Origin of the sequence: Agromyces sp. NPDC056523 (assembly GCF_042794545.1) — a bacterium.
Classification (GTDB): domain Bacteria; phylum Actinomycetota; class Actinomycetes; order Actinomycetales; family Microbacteriaceae; genus Agromyces.
Map to the genome: position 1 here is coordinate 165,720 of NZ_JBHTTM010000005.1, position 17,212 is coordinate 182,931.

Genomic DNA, 17,212 nt, shown 5'->3' on the forward strand with positions numbered 1-17,212 from the left:
ACGTCTGGCGTCAGGCCTGCGCGGTCGGCGCGGCGTTGCCGGCACCGCCCGAGCGGCCGCCGCGGCGACGCCGACGACGGCGCGGCGCGGCGTTGCCGTCGTGGTGCTCGCGGCCCTTGCCGTCGTGCGTGCCCGCACCCGGCTCCTTCGCCTCGGCCGGTGCGCCCGTGCCCTCGGCGGCGACCGGTGCATCGACGGCCGCGCCTGCCTCGGGACGGCCGCCGCGGGTGCGACGACGCGACCGCGGCGGGCGGGACGCGTCATCGGCTGCCGCTTCGCCCTCGCGCCGACCCGCCGTCGCCGACCGCGTTGGCGGGGCGCTCGCGGTGGGCTTCAGCCGGCCCTTGGTGCCCTCGGGGATGTCGAGGTCGCTGTAGAGGTGCGGGCTCGACGAGTAGGTCTCGGTCGGCTCGGGCTGGCCGAACTCGAGAGCGCGGTTGATGAGCGCCCACTTGTGCAGGTCGTCCCAGTCGACGAACGTCACGGCGATGCCGGTCTTGCCGGCGCGGCCCGTGCGGCCGGCACGGTGCAGGTAGGCCTTGTCGTCGTCGGGGATGGTGTGGTTGATGACGTGCGTGACGTCGTCGACGTCGATGCCGCGTGCCGCGACATCCGTGGCGATGAGGATGTCCTTCTTGCCGGCCTTGAAGGCGGCCATGGCGCGCTCGCGCTGGTCCTGGTTGAGGTCGCCGTGCACGGCCGCGGCGTTGAACCCGCGGTCGTTGAGCTCCTCGACGAGCTTGGCGGCCGCGCGCTTCGTGCGCGTGAAGATGACGGTCTTGCCGCGGCCCTCGGCCTGGAGGATGCGCGAGATCACCTCGTCCTTGTCGAGCGAGTGGGCGCGGTAGACGAGGTGCTTGATGTTCGCCTGCGTGAGCCCCTCGTCGGGGTCGGTCGCACGGATGTGGATCGGCTTCGACATGAATCGCCGTGCCAGCGCCACGATGGGGCCGGGCATGGTCGCCGAGAACAGCATCGTGTGCCGGATCGCGGGGATCTTGGAGAAGATCTTCTCGATGTCGGGCAGGAAGCCCAGGTCGAGCATCTTGTCGGCCTCGTCGAGCACGACTTCGCGCACACCCGCGAGCGAGAGGACGCGCTGGTTCGCGAGGTCGATGAGCCGGCCGGGCGTGCCGACCACGATCTGGGCGCCGGCCTTCAGCTGCTCGATCTGGCCCTCGTACGCCTTGCCACCATAGATCGACACGACCGTGGTGGGGCGGTTGGATGTCGCGAGTTCGAGGTCCTCGGTGACCTGGACGCACAGCTCGCGCGTCGGCACCACGACGAGCGCCTGCACTCCGGGCTCGGGCGCGTCGCCCAGGCGCTGGATGAGCGGCAGGCCGAACCCGAAGGTCTTTCCCGTGCCGGTCTTGGCCTGGCCGATGATGTCCTGGCCGGTGAGGGCCAGCGGGATGGTCTGCTCCTGGATGGGGAAGGCATCGACGATGCCCTTCCCGGCGAGGGCCTCGACGATGTCGGGCGCGATGCCGAGTTCGGTGAACGTGGTCACGTGATCTGCCTGTCGGTGATGCGGAATGAGAGGTGCGCCCTGTTCCGATCCCAGGCGCACGGCCGCGGTTCCATCGCCCGCGTGCCCCACCAGCCTATCCGAGCCCGCTGGGAAGCCCCGGGAGCGGGGTCGCACCATGTCCCGGCGGGCCCTCTATGCTGTGGTCCGTGGTGAACTGGTCCAAGCCGCGCCTGCCGCGGCCCGAGACGCCGCGGATGCGTCCCCGCATTGCGCCGACCCAGCTCACCCGTATCGACTTCACCGAGGTCGTGCCCGACCCCGTCGCGTTCCTCGGCCAGGCGGCCTACATCCAGCTCGAGTTCTTCGAGAGCCTCGCGAAGGCCGTCGCGACCGCGCCCGACCTCACGTCGAAGGAGGGGCTGAGCGCCGCGGCCGGCGTCGCGCTGCGCCAGCACCACGACCTCATCGCCGAGCTGCGCCGGCTCGACGCCGAGCCGGCCGAGGTGATGGCGCCGTTCGCGCCCGCGACCGACCGCTTCCGGCAGGCGACGTCGGGCGCCGACTGGACCGAGCTGCTGCTCGGCATCCACATCACCTCGGGCATGCTCGACGACTACTTCGCGCGGCTCTCCGAGGGGCTGCCGCCCGACCTGGGTACCCGGGTGCGCGGCATCCTCGCCCCGCAGGCCGCCGCCGAGGTCGTCGTCCAGGAACTCCAGCACGCGATCGCCGACGACCCGACGCTCGCGGATCGGCTCGCGCTGTGGGGCCGGAGCCTCGTGGGCGACACGCTGCTCATCGCGCACTCCGCCCTCCGCGCCTCGGAGTCCAGCGGGGCGCTCGGGGCCGACGTCGAGCCGGTGTTCACCGAGCTCATCGCCGCGCACACGCGCCGCATGGACGCGCTCGGACTCACGGCCTGAGCCGCGCCCGGCGCGCGCCGGTCGGTTGCCGGGTCGGCACGGCTCGCGGCGTCAGCGGTGGGCCAGGCCGAACTTCGAGAGTCGCGCGAACGTCTCGGCATCCTGCCGCTCGCGTCGCGGACCGACGAACAGTGCCGTCCCGGCCGCCGCGGCCGCGGCCGCGGCGAGGGAGATGAGCCAGATCCATCCGCCGTCCCAGGCGAGGCCGAGCCAGGTCAGCGCGACCCATGCGACCGCGGCCGCGGCCGCGCCGACGGCTGGGACGAGGACGACGCCGTGCGTGCGGCGGCGCGGGAGGGCGTAGCGGGCGGCGAGTCCGAGGATGGCGCCGCCGAGCGTGACGAAGAGGAGTTCCATCAGCCGACGAACCCGATCCGGCGGGCCTCCTCGGTGCCGATCTCGACGTACGCGAGCGCTGCAGCGGGAACCACGTAGATCGTGCCCTTGCTGTCGGACAGCCGCAGCACCGGGCTCTGGCCCGAGAGCGCCGCGGCGACGGCCTGCTCGACCTCCGCCGCCGTCTGCGAGGTCTCGAACGAGAGCTCGCGGGGGGAGTTCTGGATGCCGATGCGAAGGTCCACTGTGCGCCTTTCTGTCGTTGACAGAACCCTACGACACGCGCGGGTCGGGGCCCGTCGCGTTCACTGTCGGCGGACACGGATACCGTGGGCGGCATGCAGCTCGAGGCATCCCCCGTCGCCCCCGTCCTCGACCTCGTGGGCAGCGGGCACGCGGCGGTCTTCGGGGCACCGGGCTCGGGCAAGACGCGGCTCGCGATCGAGCTCGTCGCCGAGCGCGTCGCCGGCGGGCTCGATCCGTCCGAGGTCCTCGTGCTCGCGGCCACGCGGCGCACGGCCGCGAGCCTGCGCGACGCGCTGGCCGTCCGTCTCGGCATCACGACGCGCGGCGCGCTCGCGCGCACCGCGAGCGCGGTCGCGTACGACCTGGTCCGCGCTCGCACCGGGCGCGCGGTCACGCTGCTCACCGGCGCCGAGCACGACCAGGTCATCGGCGAACTGCTCGATGCGCAGGCCGTCGACGGTGACGGGCCCGAGTGGCCCGACGGGCTGTCCGCCGAGGTGCGAGCCCTTCGCGGGTTCCGCGCCGAGCTGCGCGACCTCATGATGCGCGCGGTCGAGCTCGGCGTCGGGCCCGACGAGCTCGCCGCGGCCGGTCGCCGGGCCGGCCGGCCCGAGTGGGTCGCGGCCGCGCGGTTCCTCGCCGAGTACGCCGAGGTCAAGGAACAACTGCGGCCGACGCAGTTCGACTCCGCCGAGCTCGGCGCCTACGCGGCGGCTGTGGTACGCGGCAGCGTCGACGATCCCGCCGACGCGTCGGCGCTCGGCGCGCTCGCCAGACTGCGCCTCATCGTCGTCGACGATGCTCAAGAGGCGACCGAGGCGAGCGCGGCGCTGCTCGCCGCCTTCGCGGCCCGCGGCGTCGAGGTGGTCGCGTTCGGCGATCCCGACGTCGCGAGCAACGGCTTCCGCGGCGGGCGCGCCGACCTGCTCGGCTCGCTGCCGTCCGTGCTCGGCGGCGAGGTGCGACGCGTCGAGCTTCCCGTGGTCCACCGCGGCCGGGCCGCGCACCGGCGACTCGTCTCGCAGGTCGTCGCCCACGTGGGCACGGCGCTCGGTGGAACCCATCGTTCGGCGCCGACCGCGCTCGAGCAGCATGACGACGACCTCGAGCCCGTCATCGGCATCGAGGCGGCGTCCGCGGCCGCCGAGGGCGCCCAGGTCGCCGCGGTGCTGCGCGAACGGCACCTGCTCGACGGCGTCCCGTGGTCGGCGATGGCGGTGGTGATGCGGTCCGGCGCCGAGATCCCGGCCTTCGCGCGTGCGCTCGCCGCGGCTGACGTGCCCGTCACCGGCGGCACCGCCCGCACGGCGCTGCGTGACGCGCCCGGGTCGGCGGCCCTCCTCGAGGCCGCCGCGCACGTCCTCGGCATCGAACCCCTCTCTGCCGAGTCGGCGACCGCCCTGCTCACGGGGCCGCTGGGTCGCCTCGACCGCGTGGGGCTGCGTCGGCTCCGCCTCGGGCTGCGCCACGAGGAGCTCGCCGCCGAAGGCGCACGCAGCGCCGACGAACTGCTCGTCGACGCGCTCGGCGCTGCCGGCGGGTTCGCCACCCTCGACTCGCCGTCCGGCCGTCGTGCGAGTCGCCTCGCCGCCCTGCTCGACGCGGCGCGCCGGTCGGCCGAGCGCGGCGCGACCGTCGAGGAACTGCTGTGGCTGCTGTGGCACGACAGCGGCCTCGAGGCCGAATGGGCCGCGCAGGCCGCTGGGAGCGGCGTCCTGGCCGACGAGGCCAACCGCTCGCTCGACGCGGTCGTCGCCCTGTTCGCCGCCGGGCGCCGCTTCGTCGAGCGCGAACCGGGCGCCCCGGCGCGTCGGTTCGTCGACGAGCTACGGCAGAACGCGCTGCCCGAGGACTCCCTGGCACCCGAGCGCGGGGCCGACGTCGTCGTGCTCGCCACCCCGCCCGCGCTCATCGGCCGCGAGTTCGACGTCGTCGTCGTCGCCGGGCTGCAAGACGGGGTCTGGCCGAACCTCCGCCCGCGCGGCACGCTCCTCCACGCGGGCGCGCTGGGCCGCGCGATCGCGGCGCTCCGAGCGGGCGCGCCGATGCCCGAGCCCGAGAGCGCCGCATCGGTGCGGGCGTCGACGCGAGCCGACGAGCTGCGCCTGTTCGCACTCGCGGTCTCGCGCGCCCGCAGGCAGGTCGTGCTGGCCTGCACGGCGACCGACGATGAGCAGCCGTCGATCCTCATGGGGTTCGCGCCGGCGCGACCCGTGCCTCGGCGCCGGCGGCCGCTCCACCTTCGCGGCATGGTCGGAGCGCTCCGCCGCGACGCCGCCGTCGGCGACCGGGAGGCTGCGGCGGCACTCGCCCTCCTCGCCGAGCACGGCGTGACCGGAGCGCATCCCGACGAGTGGTACGGGCTCGCCGCTCCGACGACCACCGCGCCGCTCGTCGACCTCGACGGCGATCCCGAGGCGCTCGTGGCGGTCTCGCCGTCGCAGATCGACCGCGTCGAGGAGTCGCCGCTCGGCTGGTTCGTCGATCACGTGGCGCAGCCGCCGTCGGGACTCGCTGCGTCGATCGGCACCATCGTGCACGCCGTCGTCGAAGAGGCGGCCGCGAACGACGGCGAGTTCGACGTCGAGACGCTCTGGGCCTCCGTCGAGCGGCGATGGCGCGACCTCCGGTTCGACGCCGGCTGGGTCGCCGAGCGCGAACGACGCGGAGCGCGCCGCATGACCGAGGGCGCGGCCGACTACCTGCGCAACGCCGCCGACGACCGCGTCGTCGTGCTCGGTGCCGAAGGCCGGTTCACGCTCGTGAGCGGCCGCACGCGCATCACGGGAACCATCGACCGCGTCGAGGCGTCGCCTGACGGCACGACGGTCATCGTCGACCTGAAGACCGGTCGCACACCTCCGACCGCCGCGCAGACCGCCGCGCACCCGCAGCTCGCGGCCTACCAGCTCGCAGCCCGGGCCGACGCGCTTCCGAACGCGGGCCGGCTCGGCGGGGCGAAGCTCGTCTATGTGGCCCGACCGGTCGGTGGTCGCCTGTACACCGAGCGTGCCCAGCAGCCGTTCGACGACGAGGCCGAGGCACTCTTCCGCGAGCGCCTCGACCAGGTCGGCCGGATCATGGCGGCCTCGAGCTTCGAGTCGCCCGTCGAGCTGCCGCACGGCTCGCGGTTCGGCGATTGGGCCTACCGCGTGCACCTCGTCCCGGCGGTGTCGGCATGACCGCGCGCGCCCGAACGGTCGAGGGGGTGCGCATCGGCGCCGACGAGATCGCGCAACGACTCGGGTTGCACGCGCCCACGCCTGAGCAGCGGGCGGTGATCGAGGCCGATCCGTGCGGGCAGAGCCTCGTCGTCGCGGGCGCCGGCAGCGGCAAGACCGAGACGATGGCCAACCGCGTGGTGTGGCTGCTGGCCAACGGGTTCGTCGACGTCTCCGAGGTGCTCGGACTCACGTTCACCCGCAAGGCGGCGGGCGAGCTCGCCGACCGCGTCCGCGAGCGCGTCGGGCAACTGGTGGCCGAGGGCGTCGCCGACGTGGTGCTCGACCCGCTCGAGTCTGCGACCGTCTCGACCTACAACGCGTTCGCCGGCGCGATCTACCGCGAGCACGCGCTCCGGATCGGACGTGAGCCCGACGCTGCGATCCTCGGCGAGGCGGCCGCCTGGCAGCTCGCCCGCAGCATCGTCGCGGCCTCTGCCGACGACCGCCTCGTCGAACTCGACGCCTCGCTCGATCGGGTCACGGGCGCGGTGCTCGGCCTCAGTCGTGCGCTCGCCGAGAACGTGACCGACAGCCGCGACGTGCGCGCGTTCGCTCGCGACTTCCTGGCGATGGCCGACCTGCCGATCGAGGCGCCGCGCAAGCGCACGCCGTTCGAGAGCTTCGTGTCGGCGCTGGGCGTGGTCGACGCGCTCCCGCCGCTGCTCGACCTCGCCGACGCCTACGCGGCGGCGAAGCAGCAGCGCGGGCTCGTCGAGTTCTCCGACCAGGTCGCGCTCGCCCTGCAGATCTGCACCGCGCATCCCGAGGTCGTCGACGAGCATCGCGAGCGGTTCGCGACCGTCCTGCTCGACGAGTACCAGGACACGAGCGTCGTGCAGACGCGACTGCTCGCACTGCTCTTCGCGAACCATCCGGTCATGGCGGTCGGCGACCCCGACCAGTCCATCTACGGATGGCGCGGCGCGAGCGCAGCCAACCTCGCCCGGTTCTCGTCCGACTTCGCGCCCTCCTCGACGGCGGTGGCGTACGACCTGTCGACGAGCTGGCGCAATCCGGTCGTCGTGCTCGGCGCCGCCAATGCGCTCATCGCCCCGCTCGACGCCGGGATCCCGAAAGCGCCGCTGCGTCCGTCGCCTTTCGCCGGCCCGGGCCGGCTCGACGTGCGATGGCACGAGACCATCGACGACGAGGCGGCCGCGGTGGCGGCGTGGTTCGCCGACCGGATGCGGCCCGGCGGGCCGACCGGCGCGCTGCTCTGCCGCACGTTCGCCCACGTCGACCTGTTCGCGGCCGCGCTGCGCGAACGCGGGGTCCCCGTGCACGTGCTCGGCGTGGCCGGCCTGCTCGACCAGCCGGTGATCGCCGACCTCGTCTGCGCGCTGCGCGTGGTGCACGACCCGACCGCCGGCTCCGAGCTCCTCCGACTGCTCGGCGGCGCGCGCTGGAGCATCGGCCCGGCCGATCTCGCGGCGCTCGGCGGGCTTGCACGCTGGCTCGCCGAGCGCGACCTCGCGACCCGTCGGCTCGCCGACGCGGTCAGGCAGGGCATCCGGGGCTCGATCGCACCCGACGAGTCGCCGTCGATCGTCGACGCGCTCGACTTCCTGCTCACCGCGCCCGACGAGCATCGTGCGCTGGCGCGGTTCACGGCCGGGGGCCTGGCGCGGTTCCGCCGAGCCGGGGCGCAGCTGCAGTCCCTGCGCCGTCGCGCGGGACTGGGGCTCGTCGACTTCGTGACGCTCGTCCAGCAGGAGCTCCTGCTCGACATCGAGGTCGCCGCGAACCCCGCGCAACCGCTCGGCGCAGCCAGCCTCGAGACCTTCGGCGACCTGGTCGGCGCGTTCGTCGACACGGCCGAGCACGCCACGCTCGGCGGGTTCCTCGGATGGCTCACCGAGGCCGAGCAACGCGACCGACTGAGCCCTCGCCAGGACGACCCCGAACCGGGTGCGGTGCAGGTCCTCTCGATCCACGGCTCCAAGGGCCTGGAATGGGATGTCGTCGCGATCCCGCGCATGGTCGAGGGAGAGCTGCCCTCGACGCCGCGGAGTGCGAAGGGCTGGCTGGCGTTCGGGATGCTGCCCGACGAGTTCCGCGGCGACCGCGACGAGATCCCCGAGCTGGCGTGGCGGGGCGTCCAGAGCCAGGCCGAGTTCGACGAGGCCGTGCGGGCCTTCGCCGCCGAGAACCGCGAGCGGCACGCCGACGAGGAACGGAGGCTCGCCTACGTCGGCGTCACGCGTGCCCGGTCCGAGCTGCTGCTGACCGGATCGTGGTGGGCGACGCAGAAGGCGCCGCGGCAGCCCAGTACGTTCCTGCGCGAGCTCGTTCCGATCGGCCTCGTCGACGCGGACATGCTTCCGGCCGCGTCCGAGCATGACGAGAATCCGCGCGCGGCCGAGGCCCCCCGTGTGACCTGGCCCCTCGACCCGCTCGGCGTTCGGCGGCCGGCCGTGCTCCGCGCGGCCGATGCCGTCCGCGAGGCGGCTTCCGGCCCGAGCGGGGTCGAGATCGGGCCGGCACTGGCCGACGACCTGCGGATGCTGCTCGAGGAACGCCGCCGTCGCGCCGAAGGCGGAGCGGCCGCCGGCGTCCCCACCCGCGTGCCCGCCTCGCGCTTCAAGGACTACGTCGACGACCCCGGCGCGGTCGCCGCCGAACTCGCACGGCCCATGCCGCAGCGGCCCTACCGGGCGACGCGCATCGGAACGCTCTTCCACGCCTGGGTCGAGCAACGATCGACCGCCGGCGTCGGCGCAGGAGGTTCGGTGCCGGTCGACGGCGCCTCGGCCGACCTCGACGCGCTCGACCTCGCATTCGACCTCACGGCCGACGAACTGGTCGACGACCCCGTGGAATCGCGGCTGGAACGACTGCGCGCCACGTTCGCGTCATCCGAATGGGCCGACCGCCGGCCGATCGCGGTCGAGCTCGAACTGCACCTGCCCCTCGACGAGCACGTCTTCGTGTGCAAGCTCGACGCGGTGTACGACGTCGATCCGGCGTCCGAAACGGGCCGGCGCGGCATCCGCTTTCAGGTCGTGGACTGGAAGACCGGTGCCGCGCCGCGCGACGAGCTCGAGCTCGAGCTGCGCCAGACCCAGCTCGCGCTCTACCGGCTCGCCTATGCGCGCTGGGCCGGCGTGCCCGCGAACGCGATCGACGCCGTCTTCTACTACGTCGAGGATGACCGGGTGCTGCGCCCCGGCGTGCTCTACGACGAGGATGCGATCCGGCGCGCGTGGGCCACGGTCGCGCCGCGAGCCGCCGCGGGCGCACGGGCGACCGATGCACCCGCGTCCGGTGCCGGCGTGGCCGTTCCCGACGTGCCCGAGGCCGTGCGAAGCGCGGTCACCGGCGGATCGTGAGGCGGCGCTGCCGTCAGGCCGTGCGGTCGCGTGCGCCGCTCGCCGGCGGTGACGCGTCGCCCCAGTCGGTCAGGTCGAGCGTTATCGGCGTGGTCGCATCCATGGGAGGCGAACCCGCAGGCGCATCGCCGCCATCGGCTCGGTCGGCCTCGAGGTGCCGTCGCAGCTCCTCGACGTCGTAGCTGTCGGTGAGCATCGTCGACCCGGCGTCCCGGCCGACGACGTCGCGCGGCGTCTCGTCGAGCAGGCGCTCGACCTCGTCGACCGCGAGGATCGGTCCCGTGTCGCTGGTCAGCGATTCGGACGCATGGTCGTGCACGCTCGCGACGAGTCCGTCGAGCAGGCCGACCGCATCGTCGATGACCGCGTCGTCGCGGGTGTCGATGCCGTGCAGCAGCCACCGTGCGAGCTCGAGTTCCGCGTGCAGCAGGGCGCGGCGCGCGAGCTCCGCGTCGGCGCCTCCCGATCGAGCGGTCACGTAGGCCGCCAGCGCCGCTTCCGCAGCGGGGCCGGTGGACGTGAGTATCCAGTGGAGGTCGCGCGCGGGATCGTCCTGCGCGAGCCCGGCCCAGCCCACGATCCCCGTGACGTGGTCGCCCTCGACGAGGACGGACTCGGCACCGAGCTGGCCGTTGACGACGGTCGGCGCGAACCGCCACAGCGTGTCGTCGTCGGTCGCCTCCTCCCATCGGCGCACCAGGGCGGCGGGGAGGCGGTTCGTGTCCGCCGCGCGATCGATGACGGCCACCGCCGATTCGCGCACCTCGGCGGCGGTGCGTCGCGGCAGGCCGGCCTCGCCGATGAAGCCCGGTGGCAGGGAGTGGACCGCGGCGATCGCCCGGCCGATGTCGGCGGCGAGCGCCGGATTCGCCGTCAGCTCGTCGGCCGACCGCACCGCGCCCGGGATGAACTCGGTCACCACCGCGCGCGTGGGTCCGATCGGCGCCTGCCCGACGAACACGGGCATGGCGAACGGCAGCCGCGATCGGATACCCGGCGTGAGCGCCCTCAGGGCGACGAGGTCGGCCGACTGCTCCGACTCGGCGGTCTGGGTGCGCGGGGCGCGGATCAACAGGCGCCGCCCGTCGGTGGAATGGAGCTCGACGGCGTCGAACGCGCCCCCCGCATCACGGCTGTGCGCCCGGGCCGCCCGCACCTCGAGTCCGGCCACCGCGGCCGTGGCCAACGCGGCTAGAGTGAGTGGGGGTCTGGCCATGGCACACAGCCTAAGCAGGTGTTCCCGCCTGCCCGGCGACCGCCACGCCTTCCCGACGACTCCGGCAGCAAGCGAGAGGTGCCCTGTGCTCGAACCCGACGCGCCGCCGCTAGCGCGCGAGCACCTCGACCGCGATGCGGTCAGCCGCGCGGTGGCGGGTCGCGAGGCCGCGTTCGATGCCGACCCGAACGCCCGTGTGCTGGTCGTGCGCGACGGTAAGGTCCTCCTCGGCGACGCGGCAGGTTCGCGTGTGCTCGGGCTGTGCCATCCGTCATCGCTGCCGGCGCCGGCCCTGCGGTGCTACCTCGGTCGCACGCTCGGCGATGGGGCGGATGGCGCGGGCGACCCGTTGCCCGCCGGCAGCCCGCTCGAGGCGTGGGTGCTCGATGACGGATCGGGTGCCGACCTCGCCGACCACGCCGGCTGGGCGGGCCTGCGCACGGTCGCGACGCAGCTCGACGATCGCGACGCCGGGCTCGCCATCCAGGCCGTCGCGCTCGCGAACTGGCACGGCACGCACGCCTTCTGCGCGCGCTGCGGCAGCCCGACCGAGGTGGTGACCTCGGGGTGGGCGCGCCGCTGCCTCGCCGAGGATGCCCTACGGTTCCCGCGCACCGACCCGGCGGTCATCGTGCTCGTCACCGACGACGACGACCGGGTGCTGCTCGGCTCGAACGCGATGTGGCAGCAGGACCGCTTCTCGGTGCTCGCGGGCTTCGTCGAGCCGGGGGAGTCGCTCGAGTCGGCCGTGGTCCGCGAGATCGCAGAGGAGACCGGGCTCGTCGTCGATCGCGTCGAGTACCTCGGGTCGCAGCCGTGGCCGTTCCCGGCGAGCCTGATGTGCGCGTTCCGGGCCCGCGTCGCCGACGGGGCCTCCGTCACGGCCGTGCCCGACGGCGAGGAGATCCTCGAGCTGCGCTGGTTCGACCGCGACGAGCTCTCTGCAGCGCTGGGACTGGTCGGGCTGCCCGGCGAGACGTCGATCGCGAGGTGGATGCTCGAGCGCTGGTACGGCGGACCGCTGTCGTCGTCGCTGCCGTGGTCGACCTCATGACCGAGGCCGATCCACTGCTCGCCGCGCTCGACGACGAGCAGCGCATCGTCGCCGAGGCGCTGAACGGCCCGGTGTGCGTCCTCGCGGGTGCCGGCACGGGCAAGACGCGTGCGATCACGCACCGCATCGCGTATGGCGTGGCGTCGGGGGCGTACGACCCGGCGCGCGTGATGGCGCTCACGTTCACCACCCGCGCCGCGGCCGAGCTCCGCGCGCGGCTCCGCGCACTCGGCGCGGGCGGAGTCCAGGCGCGCACCTTCCACGCGGCCGCGCTCGCCCAGCTCAACCACTTCTGGCCGATCGTCGTCGGCGGTCCGGCGCCGCGCGTGCTCGAGTTCAAGGGCCGGCTGCTCGGCCTCGCGGCCGAGCGCTGCCGGCTGAAGGTCGACACCGCGACGCTGCGGGATGTCGCGGCCGAGATCGAGGTGCGCAAGGTCACCGGCCTCTCGATGGACGAGTACCGGGCGCGCGTCGCCAGTCGCGGCGCGCCGGGCACGCTCGGCGCCGAGCAGCTGCTCGTGCTGATCGAGGCGTACGAGACGCTCAAGGACGAGCGCCGCATGATCGACTTCGAGGACGTGCTGCTCGCCACCGCGGGTATGATCGAGTCTGAACCGGCCGTCGCCATGCAGGTGCGCGAGGGCTACCGGCACTTCGTGGTCGACGAGTACCAGGACGTCTCGCCTGCGCAACAGCAGCTGCTCGACCTGTGGCTCGGCGGCCGCGACGAGGTGTGCGTGGTCGGCGATGCGAGCCAGACCATCTACTCCTTCGCGGGCGCGTCGGCCGAGTACCTCCTCGGCTTCGAGCGACGGCACCCCGAGGCCACGCTGGTGCGCCTCGAGCGCAACTACCGGTCGACGCCCGAGATCGTCGACGTCGCCAACCGGCTCATGCGCGGACGACCGGGCGCGCTGCGGCTCGTCGCGTCGCCGCCCGACGGGGGCGACCCGGCGGTTGCGGATGGCGCGGCCGCGCCGTCCCCGCGACCGGCGGCCGACCGCGCGGCGCACGGCGTCCAGCCCGTGGTCGTCGCCTTCCCCGACGAGCTGACCGAGGCTCGCGGTGTCGCCACCCGGATCCGTGCCCGCATCGACGCGGGCGTTCCGGCCGAGGCGATCGCCGTGCTGCTGCGGGTGAACTCGCAGTCCGCGCTCCTCGAGCAGGCGCTCGGCGAGGTCGCCGTTCCCGCGCGCGTGCGGGGTGCCCAGAGGTTCTTCGACCGCGCCGAGGTGCGCCAGGCGGTGCATGCGATCCGCGCGCAGGCGCTCGCCGCCACCGAGGAGCCCGTGTTCAAGGCCGTGAGCGACGTGCTCCGCTCGCTGGACTGGTCGGTCGAGCCGCCGCCCGGGCCGGGCGCGGTCCGCGACCGGTGGGAGTCGCTCAACGCGATCGCACGACTGGTCGATGACCTGCCGCCGGGGACGACGCTGCGCGCGTTCGCCGACGACCTCCGAGCGCGCGCCGAGGCGCAGCACGAGCCGGCGATCGCCGCGGTCACCCTCGCGACGCTGCACTCGGCGAAGGGGCTGGAGTGGGATGAGGTGCACCTCGTGGGCCTCACCGAGGGCATGCTGCCGATCGCGTACGCGACCGGGCTCGAAGCCATCGACGAGGAGCGGCGCCTGCTGTACGTCGGACTCACGCGGGCACGCCGACGGCTGACGCTGAGCTGGGCGGCGCGGGCCGCCGCGCATCGAGGCGAGCGGGAGCCGTCGCGGTTCCTGCGAGAGCTCGACATCCGCACTCCGGGTGCGTCCCGATCGGCCGGGGTGCCGGTGGCGGCGAGCCGGCCGCGCCGCTGAACCGGGCGGTCGCTGCGTCGAGCACCGTGCGGCTCGTGCGCGCGAGGTCGTCGACGACGGATGCCGCGAGCGCGAGCGCCTCGTGCTCGGCGCGCGGCGACCGGGGCGGCCGTGCGGTCACGGCGAGCTGCGCCGCGATCGCCGGCCATGCTGCATCCGCGTCGCGCCGCCAGAGGTGCACGCAGCGGAGGCACGGGCCGCGCCCGGGTCGCACGAGCGGCCCGACCTCGACCCCGCCGCCGTCGACGACGACCGCGAGGTGGGGGACGTCTGCGGAGAGCCAGGGCAGGTGCAGGGCCGGCGCGATGACCCACGCGCCGACGAGGACGGCGACGTCCACGTCGGCGGGATCCGCCGACACCGCGTCGACCGCGCGGTGCCCGAGCCTGGTCAGGAGCGATGCGAGCTCGCCGACGAGCTCGGGCTCGCCGGCGAGCGCCACCCGGGCACTCGCCGGCTGGGTCGGCTCGACGGCGAACGCCGCCTCCAGGCGCTCGAGCAACACATCCACCTCGGCCTCCGACGCGCCCAGCGCCGTGCCGATCGTGCGCAGCGTCGAGACGGAGGCCCCGGACGCGAGCGCGCGGAGCACCCCGAGCTCAGCAGGGCCGGGATCCGGCAGCACCGCGACGGGGCGGACGCCGCCGAGCTGCAGTTCGCGCGGCGAGCGCCAGACGAGGGGGAGTGCGGGATCCAGTCGCGGCGTCATGCCGGAAGCATGCCGCAGCCGCGCGCCGTGTGTCGGGCTCCGTCCACAGGCCGGACGACCGGGTCAGGACGGGCGGTCGCCGGGCGCCTCGTCGTCGGGCGCCTCGTCGTCGAGCGAGTCCGCATCAGGCGCGTCAGGCGCGTCCGGGCCGTCGGTCTCCTCGCCGTCGGCATCCGCGCTCGGGGTGTCGCCGCGCAGCAGTGCCTCGAGCGCCTCGTCGAACTCGGCGTCGGCCTCGCCGGCCGCCTGTCCGCCGGCGGCGAGCCGCGCCGCGAGCGGAGCCGGGTCGTCGAGGTCGACCGCGGTCGGCAGCAGGTCGGGGTGCGCCCACAGGGCATCGCGTGCGGCGACGCCCACGGCGTCGGTGACCGCGCGCCACATCGCGGCGGCGTCGCGCATGCGGCGCGGACGCAGCTCGAGCCCGACGAGCGTCGCGAGTGCGGACTCGGCGGGGCCGCCGGTGGCGCGCCGGCGGCGGATGGTCTCGGCGACGGCGTCGGACTTCGGCAGGCGGGACGTGGCATCGGCCGTCACGACGTCGACCCAGCCCTCGACGAGCGCGAGCATCGTCTCGAGCCGGGCGAGCGCCGCCTCCTGCTCGGTGCTCTTCGGGCGCAGCAGCGCGCCGTTCGCGACCGCGTCGCGCAGTTCGTCGGTGTTGGACGGGTCGAAGCCCTCGGCGAGCTGCTCGAGCCGCTCGACGTCGACGTCGATACCGCGGGCGAACGCCGTGATCGCGGTGATGAGGTGCAGTCGCAGCCACCGCGCGTGCCGGAAGAGCCGCGCGTGCGCGAGTTCGCGCACCGCGAGGTAGAGCTCGACCTGGTCGGCGGGGATGTCGAGCCCCTCGCCGAACTCCGCGATGTTCTGCGGCAGCAGCGCGGCGCGACCGTCTTCGAGCAGCGGGATGCCGACATCGCCGCCCGAGACGACCTCGGTCGAGAGCTGGCCGACGACCTGCCCGAGCTGCATGGCGAACATCGCGCCGCCGATGCCCCGCATCATCCGGCTTGCGCCCTGGACCATCGAGCGCAGCTCTTCGGGCGCCTGCTCGCTCATGACCCGCGTGAGCGAGTCGGCGATGCTGAGCGCCACGGGCTCGGCGAGCTGCGACCAGATCGGCATGGTGGCCGCCGCCCACGATCGGCGGGTCAGCAGTTCGGGTGTGCCCGGGAGTGCCGAGACGTCCACGACCTCGTCGAGCCAGAGCGCCGCGAGGTCGAATGCGGTGTCGAGCCGGTCGGATTCGGCGGGCGCGAGCTGACGCTGCCCCGACGACGCCCGCTGCTCGGCCTGGCGGAGCGCGAGCGACCAGTCGATGCCCTCGTCGGCCGAGCGCTGCATGGCCTGCTGCAGCTGGCTGAAGATCGCCGCGAGGCTGGCCGGATCGCTGGGCAACCCGGCCGCATCGGCAAGCTTCGACGCGTCGATGCCGCCCGATCCGGACAGCAGTTCGCGGAGCATGTCGCGGAACTCGTCCTCGGGGTTCCGATCGCGTTCCTCGTCGCCTTCGGCCACTCGGGCCACCTCCCTCGTTCGGCATTCCACGCTACCGCCGCGGCCCGGCTTCCTCCTTGGGAAATGGCCTAGGCTGACGTTCCGGGTGTCCGCCCGTCGCGAACAGCGCCGGCCCCGGAAGGGGCTGCAATCCGGCACACCCGGAGAGGATGTCGCGGCATGTCGTTGTTCGGGCCCGAGACCGATGGCGCCTCAGCGGGCTTCGGCACGACGGACTCCGTCTCCGAGCGGCGACGTTCGCGTCGCGAGCGCATCGGCTGGATCGCGGTCGCGGTCGCGGTCGCCATCGCGCTGGTCTTCGCGCTGCTGCCGTCGCCGTACGTGATCCAGCAGCCGGGCCCGATCTACGACACGCTCGGCACGTCCGAGATCGAGGGCGAGGATGTCCCGCTCATCGACATCCCCGACGAGGAGACGTTTGCCACCGACGGCTCGCTCGACCTGTTGACCGTGGCGGCCGTCGGGCGGCCGGGCCGCACGCCGGGATGGCTCGACGTCGCCGCCGCGTGGTTCGACCCCCGCCGCGCGGTCGTGCCGGTCGAGACGCTGTTCCCGCCCGGGCTCAGCGAAGACGACCGGAACGCGCAGAACGAGGCGCAGATGGTCGACTCGCAGCAGGACGCGATCGCGGCGGCGCTCGTCGAGCTGGGATACGACTTCCCGCGCGACGTCACGGTGGTGGGCGTCGGCGAGGGGACGCCTGCCGAGGGCGTGCTCGAACCCGACGACGTGATCCTCTCGGTCGACGGTGAACCCGTGCACTCGGTCGACGAGCTGCGCTCGGCGCTGCGCGAGCACGGCACCGAGACGCCCGCGCAGCTCGAGGTGCGCCGAGGTGACGAGACGCTGACGGTCGAGGTGACGCCCGAGGCGGTCGACGGGCAGGCGGTGCTCGGCGTCGGCGTCCGGATGGAGTACGAGTTCCCGATCGACGTCGAGATCCGCCTCGACGACGTCGGCGGTCCGAGCGCCGGCATGATGTTCGCGCTGGGCATCGTCGACAAGCTCACGCCCGGCGCGATGACCGGTGGCGACCAGGTGGCCGGCACGGGCACGATCGACTCGGATGGCGCGGTCGGCGGCATCGGCGGCATCCGGCAGAAGCTCTGGGCGGCCCACGACGACGGTGCCGACCTCTTCCTCGCTCCGCAGGCGAACTGCGACGAGGTCGTCGGCAACGTGCCCGAGGGACTCGACGTGTTCGCGGTCACCACGCTCGACGAGGCGCGCACCATCGTCGAGGCCGCCGCCGAGGACGGCGACCTCGCGTCCTTCGCCCGCTGCGAGGCGTGACCTGAGCGTTATCCGGCGCCCAGCCGGCCCGCAGCCTTTCCATATGAGCCGACCCTAGGATGGGGAATCGACCCCGCCACGACCC

11 protein-coding genes are annotated in these 17,212 nt (G+C 74.0%); 6 read left to right on the top strand and 5 right to left on the bottom strand.

Features of this window, described 5'->3' with window-relative positions; all coding sequences use genetic code 11:
• Positions 1–10: 10 nt before the first annotated feature.
• Positions 11–1,513, bottom strand: coding sequence for a DEAD/DEAH box helicase (locus ACFQ58_RS16165; protein ID WP_376952190.1), 1,503 nt, complete (start codon positions 1,511–1,513; stop codon positions 11–13).
• 167 nt (positions 1,514–1,680) lie between these two features.
• Here ACFQ58_RS16165 and ACFQ58_RS16170 point away from each other — a divergent pair, with 167 nt between their 5' ends.
• Complete coding sequence (locus ACFQ58_RS16170) at positions 1,681–2,397, top strand: ferritin-like fold-containing protein (RefSeq protein ID WP_376952191.1); 717 nt, start codon at positions 1,681–1,683, stop codon at positions 2,395–2,397.
• Between the two features lie 51 nt (positions 2,398–2,448).
• On the opposite strand, the gene ACFQ58_RS16175 is transcribed toward ACFQ58_RS16170, so the two are convergent.
• A complete protein-coding gene (locus ACFQ58_RS16175; RefSeq protein ID WP_376952192.1) occupies positions 2,449–2,754 on the bottom strand; it encodes a hypothetical protein in 306 nt (101 codons plus the stop codon).
• On the bottom strand, positions 2,754–2,978 hold the full coding sequence (locus ACFQ58_RS16180) for a DUF3107 domain-containing protein (RefSeq protein WP_376952193.1): 225 nt from the start codon (positions 2,976–2,978) through the stop codon (positions 2,754–2,756). The genes ACFQ58_RS16175 and ACFQ58_RS16180 overlap by 1 nt, the downstream gene beginning before the upstream one ends.
• A 93-nt stretch (positions 2,979–3,071) precedes the next feature.
• Between ACFQ58_RS16180 and ACFQ58_RS16185 the strand changes: the two genes are divergently transcribed.
• Complete coding sequence (locus ACFQ58_RS16185; protein ID WP_376952194.1) at positions 3,072–6,161, top strand: PD-(D/E)XK nuclease family protein; 3,090 nt, start codon at positions 3,072–3,074, stop codon at positions 6,159–6,161.
• Complete coding sequence (locus ACFQ58_RS16190) at positions 6,158–9,532, top strand: ATP-dependent DNA helicase (protein WP_376952195.1); 3,375 nt, start codon at positions 6,158–6,160, stop codon at positions 9,530–9,532. Before ACFQ58_RS16185 ends, ACFQ58_RS16190 begins: the two co-directional genes overlap by 4 nt.
• Positions 9,533–9,545: 13 nt before the next feature.
• Here ACFQ58_RS16190 and ACFQ58_RS16195 read toward each other — a convergent pair whose 3' ends face one another.
• A complete protein-coding gene (locus ACFQ58_RS16195) occupies positions 9,546–10,748 on the bottom strand; it encodes a phosphotransferase (protein ID WP_376952196.1) in 1,203 nt (400 codons plus the stop codon).
• An 85-nt stretch (positions 10,749–10,833) separates the two neighbouring features.
• On the opposite strand from ACFQ58_RS16195, the gene nudC reads away from it, so the two are divergent.
• Together nudC and ACFQ58_RS16205 are read left to right on the top strand one after the other, a co-directional pair.
• A complete protein-coding gene (gene nudC / locus ACFQ58_RS16200; RefSeq protein ID WP_376952197.1) occupies positions 10,834–11,802 on the top strand; it encodes an NAD(+) diphosphatase in 969 nt (322 codons plus the stop codon).
• Positions 11,799–13,607: an ATP-dependent helicase gene (locus ACFQ58_RS16205; RefSeq protein WP_376952291.1), complete on the top strand. Its 1,809-nt coding sequence runs from the start codon at positions 11,799–11,801 to the stop codon at positions 13,605–13,607. The genes nudC and ACFQ58_RS16205 overlap by 4 nt, the downstream gene beginning before the upstream one ends.
• Before the next feature lie 772 nt (positions 13,608–14,379).
• Here the strand turns inward: ACFQ58_RS16205 and ACFQ58_RS16210 are convergent.
• The gene (locus ACFQ58_RS16210; protein WP_376952292.1) at positions 14,380–15,780 is read right to left on the bottom strand and encodes a zinc-dependent metalloprotease; all 1,401 of its coding nucleotides are present in this window, start codon (positions 15,778–15,780) and stop codon (positions 14,380–14,382) included.
• A gap of 213 nt (positions 15,781–15,993) precedes the next feature.
• Here ACFQ58_RS16210 and ACFQ58_RS16215 point away from each other — a divergent pair, with 213 nt between their 5' ends.
• Complete coding sequence (locus tag ACFQ58_RS16215) at positions 15,994–17,127, top strand: PDZ domain-containing protein (RefSeq protein ID WP_376952198.1); 1,134 nt, start codon at positions 15,994–15,996, stop codon at positions 17,125–17,127.
• Positions 17,128–17,212 lie beyond the last annotated feature (85 nt).

Bases quoted from the DNA above. Each gene is read 5' to 3' on its own strand.
- ACFQ58_RS16210 (WP_376952292.1), bottom strand. From the start codon at position 15,780: ATGCTCCGCGAACTGCTGTCCGGATCGGGCGGCATCGACGCGTCGAAG.
- ACFQ58_RS16215 (WP_376952198.1), top strand. From the start codon at position 15,994: ATGTCGTTGTTCGGGCCCGAGACCGATGGCGCCTCAGCGGGCTTCGGC.
- ACFQ58_RS16195 (WP_376952196.1), bottom strand. From the start codon at position 10,748: ATGGCCAGACCCCCACTCACTCTAGCCGCGTTGGCCACGGCCGCGGTG.
- ACFQ58_RS16185 (WP_376952194.1), top strand. From the start codon at position 3,072: ATGCAGCTCGAGGCATCCCCCGTCGCCCCCGTCCTCGACCTCGTGGGC.
- ACFQ58_RS16205 (WP_376952291.1), top strand. From the start codon at position 11,799: ATGACCGAGGCCGATCCACTGCTCGCCGCGCTCGACGACGAGCAGCGC.
- ACFQ58_RS16190 (WP_376952195.1), top strand. From the start codon at position 6,158: ATGACCGCGCGCGCCCGAACGGTCGAGGGGGTGCGCATCGGCGCCGAC.
- ACFQ58_RS16175 (WP_376952192.1), bottom strand. From the start codon at position 2,754: ATGGAACTCCTCTTCGTCACGCTCGGCGGCGCCATCCTCGGACTCGCC.